This window comes from Akkermansia muciniphila, from assembly GCF_900184965.1.
Classification (GTDB): domain Bacteria; phylum Verrucomicrobiota; class Verrucomicrobiia; order Verrucomicrobiales; family Akkermansiaceae; genus Akkermansia; species Akkermansia muciniphila_A.
On the sequence record NZ_FXYA01000215.1, the window covers coordinates 40,542 to 56,489 of the forward strand.

At 56.8% G+C, this 15,948-nt stretch carries 16 protein-coding genes and 1 tRNA gene; 13 read left to right on the top strand and 4 right to left on the bottom strand.

Annotated features, from left to right (window positions below; all coding sequences use genetic code 11):
- The first annotated feature begins 22 nt into the window (after window positions 1–22).
- The 12 genes from lysS to CI070_RS14620 all read left to right on the top strand — a co-directional run bounded on the left by lysS (window position 23) and on the right by CI070_RS14620 (window position 10,400).
- Window positions 23–1,504, top strand: a complete 1,482-nt coding sequence (lysS, locus tag CI070_RS11025) for a lysine--tRNA ligase (RefSeq protein WP_094136669.1) — start codon at window positions 23–25, stop codon at window positions 1,502–1,504.
- 16 nt (window positions 1,505–1,520) lie between these two features.
- Window positions 1,521–2,306 (top strand): PP2C family protein-serine/threonine phosphatase, encoded by a 786-nt coding sequence (locus CI070_RS11030; RefSeq protein WP_094136670.1) that lies wholly within the window; start codon window positions 1,521–1,523, stop codon window positions 2,304–2,306.
- A gap of 75 nt (window positions 2,307–2,381) precedes the next feature.
- On the top strand, window positions 2,382–2,525 hold the full coding sequence (locus tag CI070_RS13670; RefSeq protein ID WP_179218436.1) for a hypothetical protein: 144 nt from the start codon (window positions 2,382–2,384) through the stop codon (window positions 2,523–2,525).
- Window positions 2,526–2,557: 32 nt separating this feature from the next.
- Window positions 2,558–3,202 (top strand): glycerol-3-phosphate 1-O-acyltransferase PlsY, encoded by a 645-nt coding sequence (plsY, locus tag CI070_RS11035; RefSeq protein ID WP_094136671.1) that lies wholly within the window; start codon window positions 2,558–2,560, stop codon window positions 3,200–3,202.
- 1 nt (window position 3,203) lies between these two features.
- Window positions 3,204–4,214 (top strand): NAD(P)H-dependent glycerol-3-phosphate dehydrogenase, encoded by a 1,011-nt coding sequence (locus tag CI070_RS11040; RefSeq protein WP_094136672.1) that lies wholly within the window; start codon window positions 3,204–3,206, stop codon window positions 4,212–4,214.
- Between the two features lie 57 nt (window positions 4,215–4,271).
- A complete protein-coding gene (locus tag CI070_RS11045; protein ID WP_094136673.1) occupies window positions 4,272–4,706 on the top strand; it encodes an exosortase system-associated protein, TIGR04073 family in 435 nt (144 codons plus the stop codon).
- Between the two features lie 186 nt (window positions 4,707–4,892).
- Window positions 4,893–5,666, top strand: coding sequence for a hypothetical protein (locus CI070_RS11050; RefSeq protein WP_143247170.1), 774 nt, complete (start codon window positions 4,893–4,895; stop codon window positions 5,664–5,666).
- 70 nt (window positions 5,667–5,736) lie between these two features.
- Window positions 5,737–6,798 (top strand): radical SAM protein, encoded by a 1,062-nt coding sequence (locus CI070_RS11055; protein WP_094136675.1) that lies wholly within the window; start codon window positions 5,737–5,739, stop codon window positions 6,796–6,798.
- A complete protein-coding gene (locus CI070_RS11060; protein ID WP_094136676.1) occupies window positions 6,791–8,038 on the top strand; it encodes a radical SAM protein in 1,248 nt (415 codons plus the stop codon). The genes CI070_RS11055 and CI070_RS11060 overlap by 8 nt, the downstream gene beginning before the upstream one ends.
- A gap of 263 nt (window positions 8,039–8,301) precedes the next feature.
- Entirely contained in the window at window positions 8,302–9,591 is a 1,290-nt protein-coding gene (locus CI070_RS11065) for an aminotransferase class I/II-fold pyridoxal phosphate-dependent enzyme (protein ID WP_094136967.1), read from the top strand.
- Between the two features lie 112 nt (window positions 9,592–9,703).
- Entirely contained in the window at window positions 9,704–10,030 is a 327-nt protein-coding gene (locus CI070_RS13675; RefSeq protein WP_179218438.1) for a hypothetical protein, read from the top strand.
- A gap of 181 nt (window positions 10,031–10,211) precedes the next feature.
- Window positions 10,212–10,400, top strand: coding sequence for a PEP-CTERM sorting domain-containing protein (locus tag CI070_RS14620; protein WP_094167851.1), 189 nt, complete (start codon window positions 10,212–10,214; stop codon window positions 10,398–10,400).
- Window positions 10,401–10,506: 106 nt separating this feature from the next.
- Here CI070_RS14620 and CI070_RS11080 read toward each other — a convergent pair whose 3' ends face one another.
- The 4 genes from CI070_RS11080 to leuB form a co-directional block, all read right to left on the bottom strand.
- A complete protein-coding gene (locus CI070_RS11080; RefSeq protein ID WP_094136678.1) occupies window positions 10,507–12,042 on the bottom strand; it encodes a YifB family Mg chelatase-like AAA ATPase in 1,536 nt (511 codons plus the stop codon).
- Between the two features lie 74 nt (window positions 12,043–12,116).
- On the bottom strand, window positions 12,117–12,992 hold the full coding sequence (locus tag CI070_RS11085) for a rhomboid family intramembrane serine protease (protein ID WP_179218440.1): 876 nt from the start codon (window positions 12,990–12,992) through the stop codon (window positions 12,117–12,119).
- An 84-nt stretch (window positions 12,993–13,076) separates the two neighbouring features.
- Window positions 13,077–14,117, bottom strand: coding sequence for an NAD(P)/FAD-dependent oxidoreductase (locus tag CI070_RS11090; protein WP_143245655.1), 1,041 nt, complete (start codon window positions 14,115–14,117; stop codon window positions 13,077–13,079).
- A gap of 105 nt (window positions 14,118–14,222) precedes the next feature.
- Window positions 14,223–15,332, bottom strand: a complete 1,110-nt coding sequence (gene leuB / locus CI070_RS11095; RefSeq protein WP_094136681.1) for a 3-isopropylmalate dehydrogenase — start codon at window positions 15,330–15,332, stop codon at window positions 14,223–14,225.
- Window positions 15,333–15,498: 166 nt separating this feature from the next.
- On the opposite strand from leuB, the gene CI070_RS11100 reads away from it, so the two are divergent.
- A tRNA-Asn gene (locus tag CI070_RS11100) sits at window positions 15,499–15,573 on the top strand.
- Window positions 15,574–15,948 lie beyond the last annotated feature (375 nt).

Consider the following 15,948-nt stretch of genomic DNA (forward strand, 5'->3'; position numbering starts at 1 on the left):
AAGCCTTTAGAATCCCCGCACTATGTCCGAACAACAGCAGGCACATCCGACCACGACGGAATCCGAACTTATTGCCGTGCGCCGCGACAAGCTCGCCAAAATCCGCGAGCTGGGAATTGATCCCTATGGCGCAAGATTTGACGTGACCACCACTCCCGCCGGGTTGAAAGCCGATTTCCAGGAAGACAAACAGGTAGCCGTCGCCGGCCGCCTTCTGGCTATTCGCGACATGGGCAAGTCCCAGTTTTTCGTCATTGGGGACGTACGGGGGAAAATCCAGGGGTTCCTGCATAAGAATGAGGTGGATGAAACTACCTGGAAGCTTTGGAAGCTCCTGGATCGCGGGGACTGGGTCGGCATTAAGGGAACCACGTTCCTGACCCGTACCGGAGAACCTACCGTGAAGGTATCCGGACTGACCATTCTTTCCAAAAGCCTCCGTCCCCTGCCGGACAAATGGCACGGATTGGCGGACAAGGAGGTCACCTACCGCAAGCGCCACCTGGACCTTATTTCCAATGAGGAAAGCGCCACCCTGTTCGTTACGCGCTCCCTCATGATTGCGGAAATCCGCCGCTTTCTCCAGGAACGCGGGTATCTGGAAGTGGAGACCCCCATGCTTCAGGATGTGGCCGGTGGCGCCGCCGCCAAGCCGTTTGAAACGTACCATAACGCGCTGGATATGCCGTTGACATTGCGCATTGCCCCGGAGCTTTTCCTCAAGCGTCTGATGGTGGGCGGCTTCACCAAAATTTTCGAACTCAACCGCAGTTTCCGTAATGAAGGCATTGACCGCCGCCACAACCCGGAATTCACCATGCTGGAAGCCTATTGCGCCTGCGGCGATTTTGAAACCATGGCGAATATGGTGGAGGAACTCATCTGCCATCTGGCGGAAAAATTCTGCGGGGGCCTTCAGATTGACCACAAGGACGCGGAGGGCAACGTGCTTTACACCATCGACCTCACCCGTCCCTGGAAACGCGCCGACTATCAGGACCTGATCCGCGGCGTGGCGGGAGAAGACTGGTTTGACATTTCCCCCGAAGCGCGTCGCGCCCGCTGTGAAGAGCTGGGAGTGGAAATCAGCCCGGATATGAAAGATGTGGACGTTTCCCAGCAGGTTTATGAAAAACTGGTGGAGGAAAAGACCATGAACCCCTGCTTCGTTACCCACGTGGCCAAGGATCTGGTCCCCCTCGCCAAACTGAACCGGGAAAATCCGGATGTGGTGGACGTTTATGAACTGGTGATCAACGGGCAGGAAATTTCCCCCGGCTATTCGGAATTGAACGATCCTGACGTGCAAAAGGAACGCTTGGAACACCAGGCTGCCGGAGAGACCCAGCGTGTGGACTATGATTTCATTGAAACGCTGGAATACGGAATGCCCTCCGCAGGCGGCATCGGCATCGGTATCGACCGCGTCGTCATGATGCTGACGGGGGCTTCCTCCATCCGCGACGTGTTGCTCTTCCCGCAGCTGAAACGTAAGGACAGTTAATCCAAACCACCGTTGCATGGCTTCCAGCACCCTGGATATTCTGGATTGCGCTTCCGCCCAATGGATCGGCAAACGCCGCGAACAGGAAGACGTGGTTAAAAGTCTTCCCGCCGCCGGCGGGACGCTGGGCATTGTGTGCGACGGCATGGGAGGGCATCTTCGCGGGGATCGTGCCTCCTGTGTGGTAGCGCAGGAATTTGCCGCAGTCTTTGCGGAAAGCGGCATAGAGGATATCCCGGAACGTTTAACGGCTGCTCTGCATGCGGCCAACAGGGCGTTGGCCGCCATTCAGAAGGAACCGGAGGAATCCGGGACCACGTTGCTGGCCGTCTTCATCCGCGACCATTTCCTGTGGTGGATCAGTGTGGGAGACTCCCCCCTTTATTTATGGAGCGGGGCAGACAGTTTCCGCATGGACCGCCTGAATGAAGACCATTCCATGAGACCGATTGCGGATTGCCTTTACCGGAAAGGGAAAATGTCCCTTCAAGGCGCGCTTCGGCAGCGTTCCGTTCTCCGTTCCGCCGTCATGGGCGGTCCCATGGAACTGGTGGATATCAGCGCCATGCCCCTGCTTCTGCATCCGGGAGATGCGGTGCTGGCCTGTTCGGATGGCCTGCAGGTTTGGAGCGAGCTGTTGAGAGAACCTTCTTTCCTGGCTCTTCAAAAGGCCAGGGATTGTTCCAGCCGTGAGCTGGTGGAAACTATCATGGAACAGGTGAAGGATATGCTGGAGCCTCAGCAGGATAATGCTTCCGTCTGGGCCGCCGTCATGCGAAAACCCTGTGCGGGCGCGAAATAAGCTGATTCCGGCAAAGGAAATGCGGGAGCATGGTTTTGTACGGGCGGAAAATGTCCGCGTTGTTTTTATTGCGCTTTGAACAAGGCTTTTTCCGCAGGCAGGGAGACGGAGAATGCTGAAGATGCGGAGTTGAAGGAAGCTTCAGGCATGGAGCTCTTTTACAGGAGCGGCTCCTCCGGAAAGAACTGGGCCGGAATTGATTTCCCCATTGTCATTTGACTGGCGGAGGGGTAGAATACAATCCACACAACATGATCGCCTGGATAGTTTTCTATTACCTGATTGGAGCGGTTCCGTTCGGCTACCTTGCCGGCAGAGTCAAAGGAATTGACCTGAGGCAGCAGGGTTCCTGCAACATAGGCGCTACCAACGCGTGGCGCGTGCTGGGCTGGAAATGGGGCCTTTCCGTTTTCATTCTGGACTTTTTAAAGGGATTCATTCCTGTATTCGGCGCTTTGAACTGGCTGCCGTTCCTGACGGGGGATGCGGGCGGCTGGGATTTCAACGTTTTGGTCGTTCTCTCCTGTTTCGCTGTTATACTCGGTCATACTTACACCTGTTTCCTGAAATTCAGGGGAGGAAAAGGCGTAGCGACAACCGCGGGGGTTTTATTTGCCCTCAATCCGGTGGTGGCCTGTGTGGCTCTGGCTTCTTGGCTGGTGGTTATGGGAATCTCCGGCATCGTGTCCCTGGCCAGCTTGGTGGCCGCTGTGGTGATGATCGCCGCCGGATGGTGGATTTATCCGCTTTGCCAAGCCGGGGCAGTCTCCCCCCAGATACTTTACGTCGCCTTTTTCACGTTAGTGGGCGCGCTGGTGATTCTCAAGCACCGTTCCAATATCATCAGGCTTCTCAACGGAACGGAGCACTCCTTCTATTCCAAAAAGTCCAAGTAAGATGATGAATCGGTTACATAAAATAGCAGTCATTGGCGCCGGTTCCTGGGGCACGGCCCTCTCCATGGTTCTGGCGACCCGGGAATGTGAAGTCGTCCTGTGGACGCCGGAAGAGGCTCAGGCCAGGCAGCTGGCCGAAACAAGGCGCAGCCCGGTCCTTTCGAAAACCGCCCTTCCTCTGGCCCCCAATATTCATCCTACTTGCGACCTGGATCAGGCAAGGGACGCGGAGCTCATTGTGGTAGTGGTCCCTTCCGTGGCCATGCGTTCCGTGGCCCAGCAGCTGCGCAGCCTGCCGGTGCTGCCGGATGCCGTCATCGTCTCCTGCACCAAGGGCATTGAACAGGGAACCCATAAAAGAATGACGGAAATCCTCCAGGAATATCTGCCCTCCAACCCCATAGGCGTGCTTTCCGGTCCCAATCATGCGGAAGATATCTGCCTGGGCCTTCCGTCCGCTTCCCTGATTGGATTTGAAGATCCCAAATATGCGGATTGGGCGCAGCAGATATTTGCATCCAAAACCTTCCGTGTTTATTCCGCTACGGATATCATCGGCATGCAGCTGGGCGGAACCATTAAAAACGTCTTTGCCATCGGGGCCGGCTTATGTGAAGGGCTGAATCTGGGGGACAACGCCCAGGCCGCTCTGCTGACCCGCGGCCTGGCTGAAATGACGCGCATCGGCGTCGCCAGCGGGGGCCGCAGGGAAACCTTCATGGGCCTTTCCGGAGTAGGCGATCTGATCGTTACCTGCTATTCCCGCCACTCCCGCAACCAGACGGTGGGGCGGAGACTGGCGGAAGGGAAAAGTCTCCAGGAAATCCTGGATACCCTGGGCATGGTGGCGGAAGGGGTGCCCAACACCCTTTCCGTCTATGAAATTGCGCGGAAGCTGGATGTCAGGACTCCCCTGATTGACGCCGTTTATTCCGTTCTTTATGAATCCAAGCCGCCGATGGAAGCGCTTGCGGAACTTATGACGCGTGACCCCCGGCCGGAGTCGGATTGATTTTCTGTTTTTTTGAGTTGCTTTTCCTCGACAAATTATACTATATAAACAATCAGTATGAAACGTGCCATCATCTCAGCTTTTTTTGCCGCCGGCGTCCTTGGCGTCGCCAGCGCGGACATTCAGGCTCCCCCCGCTTCCGAATACACCCCCACTCGCAAGCTGGGCCGCGCCATCGCCAACCTTATTTATTCCGTTGAAGAAATTCCGCTGGGAATCATCAACTGGACGAGCCGCGAAGGAGATTATGCCGGTTTTTCCGTAGGCATTGTTGATGGCACCGCTACCATGTTTGAGCGCATGGGCTACGGAATCTATGAACTTGTCACCTTCTGGGCTCCCACTTACAAATGCACGTACAAGCCTCCGTATCAGGGACGTTGCGGCATGAGCGGCCTCAAGGAGTACAATCCCAATGGCGGTCTGAGCGAATTCCCTGCGGAACTCAGCTTCCAGAGCTACTACAAGTATTCACGCCAGCAGCGTGACTAAAGCCGGGCTGTTAAAAATCTCAGAAGGGCTGTCCGTTTGCTTGCGGGCAGCCCTTTTTTCATGCAGTAGCCCTGACAATAGCCGCCATTGACGGGGAAGGGAGGAAAACGTATTCTTCCATGCCGGAAAGGCTTCCATATTATGAATAAAACCGCTGCTTTCATCGGCTTAGGCGCTGCCGTCTTCATGACAGCTCCCTCATTTGCCCAGGATTCCCATCTTTCCCTGACCAGACAGAGCGTTGCCAGCATGCATGAAATTGCGGCAGCCTTGGATAAGGTGACGGATGAACCCGGCGCGGCCGCTGCTGTGGAAACAGTTAAAAAAGTGCGCGAAAAACTGCTGGATCTTGGAAAAAGGCAGCTGGAACTTCCCGGCGCTACACTTCAGGAGCAGGCTCAGGTTTCTGCCCAGATGACGGAAGTGCAGAAAATTTCCGGCAAATTGGTAGAATCCCTGGCCCGTTTAAAGAAGGAAGGACTGCTTACGCCCGATTTGCAAAAGGCCCTGGCGGATTTGCGGTCTGTCCAGACGGAACTGGCGCAGGCTTCCCGGGACAAGGCCGAGCATGCGGAGCCATTCCCGGAGGATGCGGAGGGCAACACGCATGAAACCCTGCTGGTCAAAACTGTGGATGAAGTCAGAAAGCTTCATGATTCCCTGGCCAAGGCAAAGGATGAAGAAACCAGCAAGGCTGCTGTGAAACAGATTGGCCGTTACCGGGAGGCTCTGCTGGACGTCGCCAAAAAACAGGCCGCCCTGCCGCCTCTCACCCGCAACCAGCAGGCCAAGCTGATGGGAGTGCAGCAGCAGCTTGTGGAAATGATGCAGCCCATTGTCAAGCATGTGACGGCCATCATGCTTTCTCCGGATGCTTCCAGGAGCCTGAAGGAAGCTGTGAATTCCCTTTCCGAATTGCCTAAGGAAGTTCAAAAAATCCGTGAAGAGGCGGTTAAGTGAACTTTTTAGGGGATGCGTCCTTTTGAGCTGGTCAAAAATTATAATTGTTCTAAATTGACTGTCCTGAGAAATGCGACCGGTTTTTAGTGAAACAGATCTCAATGAACGCCCCTTCCTGGTTTTCTGGGAAGTGACGCGCGCTTGCGCGCTTGCGTGCAGACATTGCCGCGCCGTAGCCCAGCCGCGTCCCCACCCGGATGAATTGACCCATGAGGAGGCATTGCGCCTGATTGACCAGTTGGCGGAACTGCGGCCTCCCATGCTGGTGCTGACGGGCGGCGACCCGGTCATGAGGCCGGATATTCTGGAATTGATCCGTGCGGCTTCCGGCAAGGGGCTGCATGTGGCCTTGAGCCCTGCTGCTACCGCCCGGCTTCTGCACACGGATTTCCGTGCGTTGAAAGAAGCCGGAGTCCAGAGCATGTCGTTGAGCCTGGACGGCGCGCATGAGAGTACCCATGACGCTTTCCGCGGCGTTCCCCACACGTATGAACGGACTCTCCGGGCAGCGGAAATGGCGAAGGAAGCCGGCATGCACTTGCAAATCAACACCACCATCACCAGGAGCACGCTGGGAGAATTTGACGACTTTGTGGAGCTGATGAATAGGATGAAACCGGGCATGTGGAGCGTGTTTCTTCTGGTGCCCACAGGCCGCGCCGCCATGGATGAAATGCCTGCCGCGGAAGAAGTGGAAGCCGTCTGGAAAAAACTGAGCAGGATAAGCCATGAGGTATCCTTCGGCGTTAAAACTACGGAAGGACACCATTACCGCCGCGTGGCGCTTCAGGAAGCCCGCGCCCAGGGCAGCAAGCCTGCCCGCCGCGCCATCCCCACCCGGGACGGCAAAGGCATTATGTTTATTTCCCATACCGGGGAAATCCAGCCCTCCGGTTTTCTGCCCATGACGGCAGGGAACGTCCGGACGGATGACCCTGGAGAAATCTACCGCACGCACCCTCTTTTCCTCAAGCTCCGGGATGACAATGCGTTGCAGGGCAAATGCGGACGGTGTGAGTACCGTTCCATCTGCGGAGGGTCCCGGTCCCGCGCCTATGCCGTTTACGGAGACATGATGGCGGAAGACAACCTCTGCCCTTATCAGCCCAGGCTTTCACAACACCATGATTAATATTACCAGACTTTGGACAGGGGCGGAACAGCCCGCGGACCATTTGAGATACGGACAGGGCCACGGGCACGGTCGTTTTGCAGGGGGCGCCGTGGATTCCTGTGCGCCGGCTTCGTCCCGCGTGCGCAAGCCCATTGTGGTCTGGAACATTACGCGCACCTGCAATCTCAAATGCGTACACTGTTATGCGGATGCCTCAGCCCGGAAATTTGAGGGGGAGCTGGATTGGGACCAGTGCTGCGCGGTTATTGATGATTTGGCGGGCTACAAGGTGAACGCCCTCCTTTTTTCCGGAGGGGAGCCGCTGGTGCATCCACGTTTTATGGAATTGCTGGAACGTGCCACCGGGAAAGGGCTGAAGGTGACCATTTCCACAAACGGCACCCGCATCACGCCGGAGGCCGCAGCGCGGTTCAAGGAACTGGGCGTGGCGTACGTAGGCATTTCCCTGGACGGCATTGGCGCCGTCCATGACAAATTCCGCGGCGTGGAAGGTTCTTTTGAACAGGCGGTGCGCGGGTTCAGGCTTTGCAGTGAAGTGGGGCAGAAGACAGGCCTGCGCCTGACGCTGACCCGCAACAATGTGCAGTGCATGGGCCGGATTTTGGACTTTATTGACGCCAACGACATCCAGCGCGTCTGTTTTTACCATCTGGTTCCCACTGGCCGCGGCGTGGAAGTGCAAACCCTGACCCAGGAAGAAGCGCGGAATGCCATGGATACGCTGATTGCCCGTGTGGAGGAATGGAAAGCGGAGGGGAAAAACCGTGAAGTGCTGACTGTGACTCAGCCTGCGGACGGCATTTACCTGCTTTTGCGCCAGCTCCGGGAAGGCTCCCCTCTGGCGAAGGAAACCCTTGGCCTGCTCCAGTGGAATGGCGGCGGCGCGAACAGTTCCGGCCGGGGCATCGCCAACATTGACACGCAGGGAGCCGTGCATCCGGACCAGTTCTGGCAATCCGTTACTCTGGGCAATGTGAAGAATGACCGGTTTTCCGATTTATGGGACGCCAGGGCCGGAGCCGCGGTGGAGATGCTGCCTGAGCTGCGCGGCTCCGACGACCCTCTGGAACGGCAGAAAAAGATTGAAGGCCGTTGCGGCCGCTGCGTTCACTTCGCCCTGTGCGGCGGAGGCTTCCGAACCCGTGCCGCGTTTGCCAATGGGCACTGGTACGGATCAGATCCCGGCTGCTATCTGACGGAAGAGGAAATTGCCACCCCCCTGCCGGAAATCAGGTAATCATGCGCCCGGCTTCATTCGCCGGAAAACGGTTGGTTCCGGGAAAAGGCCATTGGCGGAATTGCCGCTTTATTCCATCGTAGGAGCGTCCCGCGCGCAGGTAAAACGACCTTGCCTTTGCAGCTGATTTGCCGGGAACAGGGAGTTTTATGCCGGGAAAAAATATGGGAGCGCGCTTCGGCAGGGAATGGGGCGGATTTGGCCATACGTCTGGTTTTCCCTGCTTTACAAGGCAGGCGGCATGGCATAGCATGCCCCGCATGATGAATCGGGAATTGAGACCGGAAACCCTGTGCGTGCAGGCGGGCTGGGCGCCTAAAAAGGGCGAACCCCGCGTATTGCCCATTTACCAGAGCACGACGTTCAAGTATGAGACCAGCGAACAAATGGCAAAATTGTTCGATCTGGAAGAATCCGGCTTCTTTTATACACGCCTCCAGAACCCCACCAACGAGGCGGTTGCCAGAAAAATCGCTGAACTGGAAGGCGGTGTGGCCGCCATTCTGACGTCTTCCGGCCAGGCGGCTTCCTTCTTTGCCGTTTTCAATATTTGCGAGGCTGGAGATCATATCGTCAGCGCTGCGGCCATTTACGGAGGCACATACAACCTCTTTGCCGTCACATTCCGGAAAATGGGCATTGAAGTTACTTTCGTGGACCAGGACGCCCCGGCGGAGGAAATCGCCAAAGCGTTCCGTCCCAATACGAAGGCTTTCTTTGCGGAGACTATTTCCAATCCTACGCTTTGCGTGCTGGATATTCGTAAAATGGCGGACATTGCCCATGCGCACGGCGTTCCCCTCATTGTGGACAATACCTTTGCCACTCCCATTAATTGCCGTCCGTTTGAATGGGGCGCGGATATCGTCACCCACTCCACTACCAAGTACATGGACGGCCATGCCGCCGCCGTAGGCGGCGTGATTGTGGACAGCGGCAATTTTGACTGGGAGGCGCACAGGGATCAATTCCCGGGGTTGACGGAACCGGACCCCTCCTACCACGGTCTCTCCTACAGCAAAAGCTTCGGCAAGGGCGCCTACATCACCAAGGCGACTGTCCAGCTCATGCGCGATCTGGGTTCCATCCAGTCCCCGCAGAACGCCTTTTTGCTCAACCTGGGCCTGGAAACCCTCCACCTGCGCGTGCCGCGGCATTGTGAAAACGCGCAAAAAGTGGCGGAATTCCTGCAAGGGCAGGAAGATGTTGCTTGGATCAACTATCCGGGGCTTTCTTCCAATGAGTATTATGAACTGGCGCAGAAGCAATTCCGCGGCGGCCAATCCTGCGGCGTAGTAACCTTCGGCATCAAGGGAGGCCGTGAGCGTTCCATCAAGTTTATGGACAGTCTGAAACTGGCCGCTATCGTGACCCATGTAGCAGATTCCCGCACCTGCGTTCTCCATCCCGCCAGTCATACGCACCGTCAGTTGACGGATGAACAGCTCATGGAGGCGGGCGTACGACCCGACCTCATCCGGTTTTCCGTAGGGACGGAAGCTGCGGAAGACATTATTGCGGATCTCAAACAGGCTTTGGAAGTTATTCGTTAAAGTTTCTTCTTGGAGAGAGCCGCCTCACTGTTGCTGAGGCGGCTTTTTTCATTATCAGGGATTGGATAAAGGGAACAGCGGATTGTAAATCCTCTAACTAACGCAAAGCGTTATGAGAGTTCATCATTATATTTTGTCAGCCAGTTGCGCATGTATGATGTCCGTCCAGGCGGCTACGGTTATTGCCGAGCTTCCTGAATCGCAAAGCGTAATACAGACCGCCACTATGGCGAGAACATCAGGGCAAGAGCTTCTGAACAAAGTAAAGGACCTGCAAAATGGAATATATGCCGGCGGCAATAACAATTCCATTTCAAATTGGGGGATAAATAATGAAGGCGCTTGGGTGAATGAGGACAATGCAGGAACCATTACATTATGCGGACGTGTCGGAGTTAGCGGGGATTCCTTCGCCATGGTTCTTGGAGGGTCGCAGTAGGGTGATTCCGTTTCTTCCATTACGTTTTCCTGCAATACTCCTTCTTCCGTCATCACCAGTTATTCCGTGGTGCTTGCCGTATATGATTCCACCGGCAGTCTGGTTGAGGAGCTCTCCAGGGTACAGAATTTTTCATTTACTTCTACATCGGAAACAACAACAGTTTCTCTGGATATGTCGGATGCTCCCCCTTACCTGGGAAGAAGGGTATAAGGTAGTCGCCGGGGTGCGCGGTGGCGCTGGAACCGCTACTTCCGCTTATACAATTACAGGTATACAGGTTTCCTATGAAACGGTTCCCGAGCCTGCCGCCGCGTCTTTGGGCCTGCTGGGTCTGGGAGCTATGCTGTTGCGCCGCAGACGCTCATAGTAAATACCTTCTTTATTCGGGAGGCAGCTGAAAAGCTGCCTCTTTTTTATTTTTAGCACGAGAATAATTTTTGGCTGACTGCGAAAGAAAAGGGATTAATGGCGCTCTAATCCCTCAGTGATTGTTCGAAAGCCCGGTACTGCACGGCTTCGTACAAATGTGCATCCTGAATATCGGAAGTTCCTTCCAAATCCGCGATGGTCCGGGCCACCTTGAGAATGCGGTCGTAGGCTCTGGCGGAAAGGGACAGTTCTTCCACGGCGCGGAGCAGGATGGACCGTCCTTCCGGCTGCAGGCGGCAATATTTCTGGAGCGCTTTTCCGGAAAGGGCCGCATTATTGCGGAAAGGCGTTCCTGCGTATCTGCTGGCCTGGAGCCGCCGTGCGGCCGCCACGCGTTCCCGGATACTGGCGGAACATTCTCCGGCAGGCGCGGAGGCCAGAATAGAGGGATCCACGTCGGGAACTTCCATCAGCAGGTCAAACCGGTCCAGCAGCGGGCCTGAAATCTTGCGGCGGTAGCGCGCGATCTGCGCCGGGGGGCAGGTGCAGGCCCGTCTCCTGTCTCCCAGATAACCGCAGGGACACGGGTTCATGGCGGCAGCCAACATGAAACGGCACGGGAATGTCATGGTGCCGGAAGCGCGGGAAATAACTACCTGGCCGGTTTCCAGCGGCTGCCGCAGGGTTTCCAGAGCGGAGCGGCGGAATTCCGGCAATTCATCCAGAAAGAGAACGCCGTTGTGGGCCAGGGATACTTCTCCCGGCGTGATGTTTGCTCCTCCCCCCATCAGCCCGACATCGGAAATGGTGTGGTGGGGAGCCCGGAACGGACGCTGATCCACCAGGCCATTCCCCCGTTTCAACAGGCCGCATACGGAATGGATTTTGCTGGTTTCCAACGCTTCCTCCGGACTCAGCGGCGGAAGAATGGTCGGGAGCCTTTGCGCCAGCATGGATTTGCCGGACCCCGGAGAGCCGCAAAGCAGGATATTATGGCCTCCTGCCGCCGCAATCTCCATGGCGCGGCGTGCATAAGGCTGCCCCTTGATTTCGTCAAAATCCACAGCGGCGTCTTTGTCCCGGGAAGCGCGCACCTCTTGCCCTGAACCCGTAAATGGAGGCGGCAGAGCGTCGGAAGTAAGCAAATGCCATGCTTCCCTCAGGGAAGAAACGGGATAAATCTCCACGCCCTGCACGGGCAGCCCTTCACAGGCGTTGGCGTGCGGCAGCATGATGCGTCTCCTGCCCATGCGCCGTGCTTCCGTGATTTGCGGCAGAATGCCTTGCACGGGGCGGACGGTTCCGTCCAGGGCCAGTTCTCCTACAATGCACCAGGCAGAAGCGTCCATCTCCTTTTCCGCCGCTCCCGCAACCATTCCCAGGGCGATGGGAAGGTCAAATCCGGGGCCCTGCTTCCTTAAATCCGCCGGGGCCAGATTGACGACGAAGACGCCCTGCTGAAAAGGAAGGCCGCTGTTTTGTATGGCCGTGTCCACGCGCTGCCCGCTTTCTTTCACGGCTGCATCCGGAAGGCCGACAATAAAGGTGCGTTTTTCCGCCATGGGGCGGAAATCCACTTCCACCTCCACTTCTACCCCATCTACGCCCAGGACGGTGGAGGAATACAGTCGCGTCATCATTCGTCCATGCTAGGGAATGGATGACAGAAAAGGAAGGAAAATAACGAAAAATATAAAAATATCTAACAAATAGTTCAGCGACGGGAAGCGCGCCGGAGAATTTCCCGTTCCTCCTCCGTCAGGCTGGACAGGCCGGACCTGGATATTTTTTCCATGATTTCATCCACTTCTTTTTCAGAGGGGCTGGCCTGCGCCGGGCGGCGGCCGGAAAGCTCAGGGGAATAGTGGAAAGAAGAGGCCGCCCTCCGTCTGGAAGAAGACAGCTTTTCCTTCCATAGAATCAGCAATGTCAGGATAAATCCGGCGAACATGCCGCCCAGGTGGCCGGCTTCCCCGCCCGCATTGTTCCATTGGAAAATAATGACGGCCGCGGCAATGCCGAGAACGGCCAGGGCAAACTGGCGCACGCTCAGATTAACCGGGGGAAACAGAAGCTGTACCCGGGCATGGGGAAAGAGCACCGCGCATGCGGCCATGATGCCATAAATGGAACCGGAGGCCCCCACCATGGGAATGAAGCGCCATTCCGGATCAAAGAATCCCATGTACCCCAGCAGGGAGGAAAACAGAGCCGCCGCCACGCCGCAAAACAGGTAATACAGCAGGAAACGCCCATGGCCGAAACGTTCCTCTACAACCGGGCCGAAAAACCACAGGGCAATCATGTTGAACATGATGTGCCCCAGATTGGCGTGAAGAAACTGGTAGGTGAACAACCGCCACAATTCCCCCTCGTGAAAACACGTATATTCGCTGTAAGCCCCGTAGAGCTGGATCAAGTCCAAATGAACGGGCGGGTAAATGTTCCTTGGGATGTCCACCTGGAAGAAGAACCCCAGGATAAAGACAACTACATTGAGCAGAATCAGCCAGTGCACCATGACGGCGCTGCGCTGGTCAAACAGACGCTCCCGTACCGTATCTCCCCAGTTCTCTTTCTCCGCTCGCATATAAGGCCGCATGTAATCGCGTTCAGAGCCTTTTGACAAGGAAAATAGCTGTTCCGTTCAAGGCAGGGCGACTGGCATCCCGCATCATTTCCAGAGCGCGGCAGGCAGCAGATCCGGCGGCAGGTCCGCTCCGTGCACGAGATGCCCGGCAAGCTGGGCGGCGGACCATGGGGACGTGGTCACCCCCTTGCTGCCGAGCCCGGAGAAGACGAACTGGCCGTCCAGCCCGGGAATGGGGCCGGCGACCGGCTGGCTGCGGCGGATGATGGGGCGGACGGCGGCTCGGGCGCGGATGACGTCCATGTTCCCTGAATAGCGTTTAACCAGATCCAGCATCAATTCCTGGACGGCGGGGGCTTCCGGAATGCCGGGCGCATCCCACGCCCACGCGTAAGTGGCCCCGAAGCGCCAGAAAGAACCGTTATGAACCAGCCAGTGCCCGAAATGCAGGACGCCGGCATGCCAGTCCAGCTCTTTCAAATCCAAATCCAGAATAGTTCCTTTGGAGGGGCGCCCCTTCAGCGGAGACATGTCCGGATGGAGTCCGGCTTCCCAGCCGGTACACCAGACGATGTGGGAAAACGTGCGGCCGTTCCAGCGGAAGAGGCCGTCTGCGTCCGGCCGGATATCTGCGGGGGACACATCCGCTTCCACAAAACGGCCCTGTTCCATAAAGAACCGCCGCATGGCGGTAACCATGTTCTCCACGTGCAACACGGCGGAGCCTCGCGTATAAGCGGCTTTTCCGCGCCCTTCCCAGTGTTCCGGCCATGGAAAAAGAGGCCCGGCATAGGCGCAGGATTCCTGAGCCGTCTGGCGTTCCTGCCAGATTTCAAACTGGTCCTCCGTCTCCACTTCACGGAAAATCGGAGTTTTCTGCCACCAGGACCCGCCCAATTCCCGTTCCGTCTCCGGGTAAAAGGCTTCTGCCGCCGCCAGGCATTCTTCCTGCCGCCATCCGGGCCGGAAGGCGCGGCCTGTCAGAGGGTTCACCAATCCGGCCGCCACCCGGGAGGCCGTTTCCGCCACGGGGCGGTCTGCGACCGTGAAATCCGCGCCGAGGCGTTTCAATTCCCACGCCAGACAGCTTCCGGCAATTCCCTGGCCAATGATAAGGATGTTCATGATAGATGGATGAAGAACCGGAAAATCCCGGAAATGAGAGAGGAAAACGGAGGGAAGGGATGCCGCAGGGGAAGGGGCCTGCGGCACCGGAAGAATGGGCTCTGCTTACAGGGCGGCGATAATGGCGTCGCCCATTTCCGCCGTGTTCACGCGGATTTCTCCGGGCGCTCCCGTAGCCAGGTCGCCCGTGCGGAAGCCCTGGTCAATGACGCGGCGGACGGCGGCGTCAATGGCGTCTGCCGCGGCTTTTTCTCCCAGAGAGTAGCGCAACAGCATGGAAAGGGAAAGAATCTGGGCGATCGGGTTTGCAATGCCCTTGCCGGCAATGTCCGGGGCGGAGCCTCCGGAGGGTTCGTAAAGGCCGAAGAACAGGCCGTTGTCCTGCGCGCCCTGGCACAGGCTGGCGCTGGGAAGCATGCCCAGGGAACCGCAAATCATGGCCATTTCATCGGAAAGAATGTCGCCGAACAGGTTTTCCGTCACCAGCACGTCGAACTGGCGGGGATTGCGCACCAGCTGCATGGCGGCATTGTCCACGTACATATGCAGCAGTTCCACGTCGGGATAATCCTTGGAAACTTCAATCATCGTCTCGCGCCACAGCAGGGAATTGGTCAGCACATTGGCCTTGTCCACGCTGGTGACGCGCTTGCGGCGGCCGCGCGCGGCCTCGAACGCCACTTTGGCGATGCGCACCATCTCGCTTTTACGGTAGCGCATGGTATCCACGACGACTTCGTCGTCTCCTTCCTGTTCGCGGAAACGGGGCTGGCCGAAATACAGACCTCCAGTCAATTCCCGGACGCATAAAATGTCGAATCCGCCTTCAATCAGTTCATTCTTGATGGGAGAGGCATGGGTCAGGGCCGGAAGGCATACGCCCGGACGCAAGTTGGCATACAAGCCGAAATGTTTTCTCAGAGGCAGCAGAGCTCCGCGTTCCGGTTGTTCATTGGCGGGAAGATGCTCCCATTTGGGACCGCCCACGGAGCCGAACAGAACGGCATCCGCCTCTTCGCAGGCGCGAATGGTTTCTTCGGGAAGGGCCTTGCCGCAGTGGTCAATGCCCGCACCCCCCACAAAAGCCTCCTTGCGACTTACAGTGAAGCCGAACTTGCCGCTTACGGCATCCAGAACCTTCAGGGCCTCTGCCATAACCTCGGGCCCAATGCCGTCGCCGGCCAGGACAGCAATATGATGGTGATGTTCACTCATGTCGCTGAAAGTCTGGTCATTCTCCCTTCAAAGGTCAAGAAAACACCGTTGCCATGACCGCGCCGCGGAAATCTTTTTGCGTCAAAAAGCCTGCAAGAGTAAAAAAGTACTTGCCAAACGCCTGCGCCTCCAGTAAAAACCCTTCCGCGTTCCATGGAATGCAAACTCCCCTGTAGCTCAGCGGTAGAGCGGGTGACTGTTAATCACTAGGTCGTTGGTTCGAGCCCAACCGGGGGAGCCACTAATTTTCTAAGCCCTGTAATTTTAATGGATTACAGGGCTTCTTTTTTGCCTGTTTTGAGGCTGAAAGTGTAAAAAACCACGGAAAAACAGCCATAAATGCTGGCCGTATATCATTTTTTGATTCCGTTTTGGCGTAACATTGGCGTTTCAGAGAAAATCATGAAACGCCTGAAGCGCTAATCTGGCGGCATGTTTAAGGAGTGCGCCGGAGATTCATGTTCTGTCGGGATCCCGGGTTGTAACAAGGAAAAGGGGGGCTTTTCCCGGCCACGATCATTTTAAGCGGATTATCGTTTCTGCGTCTCCTATTCCGGGACCGTGTATGCCGCCGCAGCTTTGTGCATTCTGAACATGGCGGGGATGCCGTGGAGAG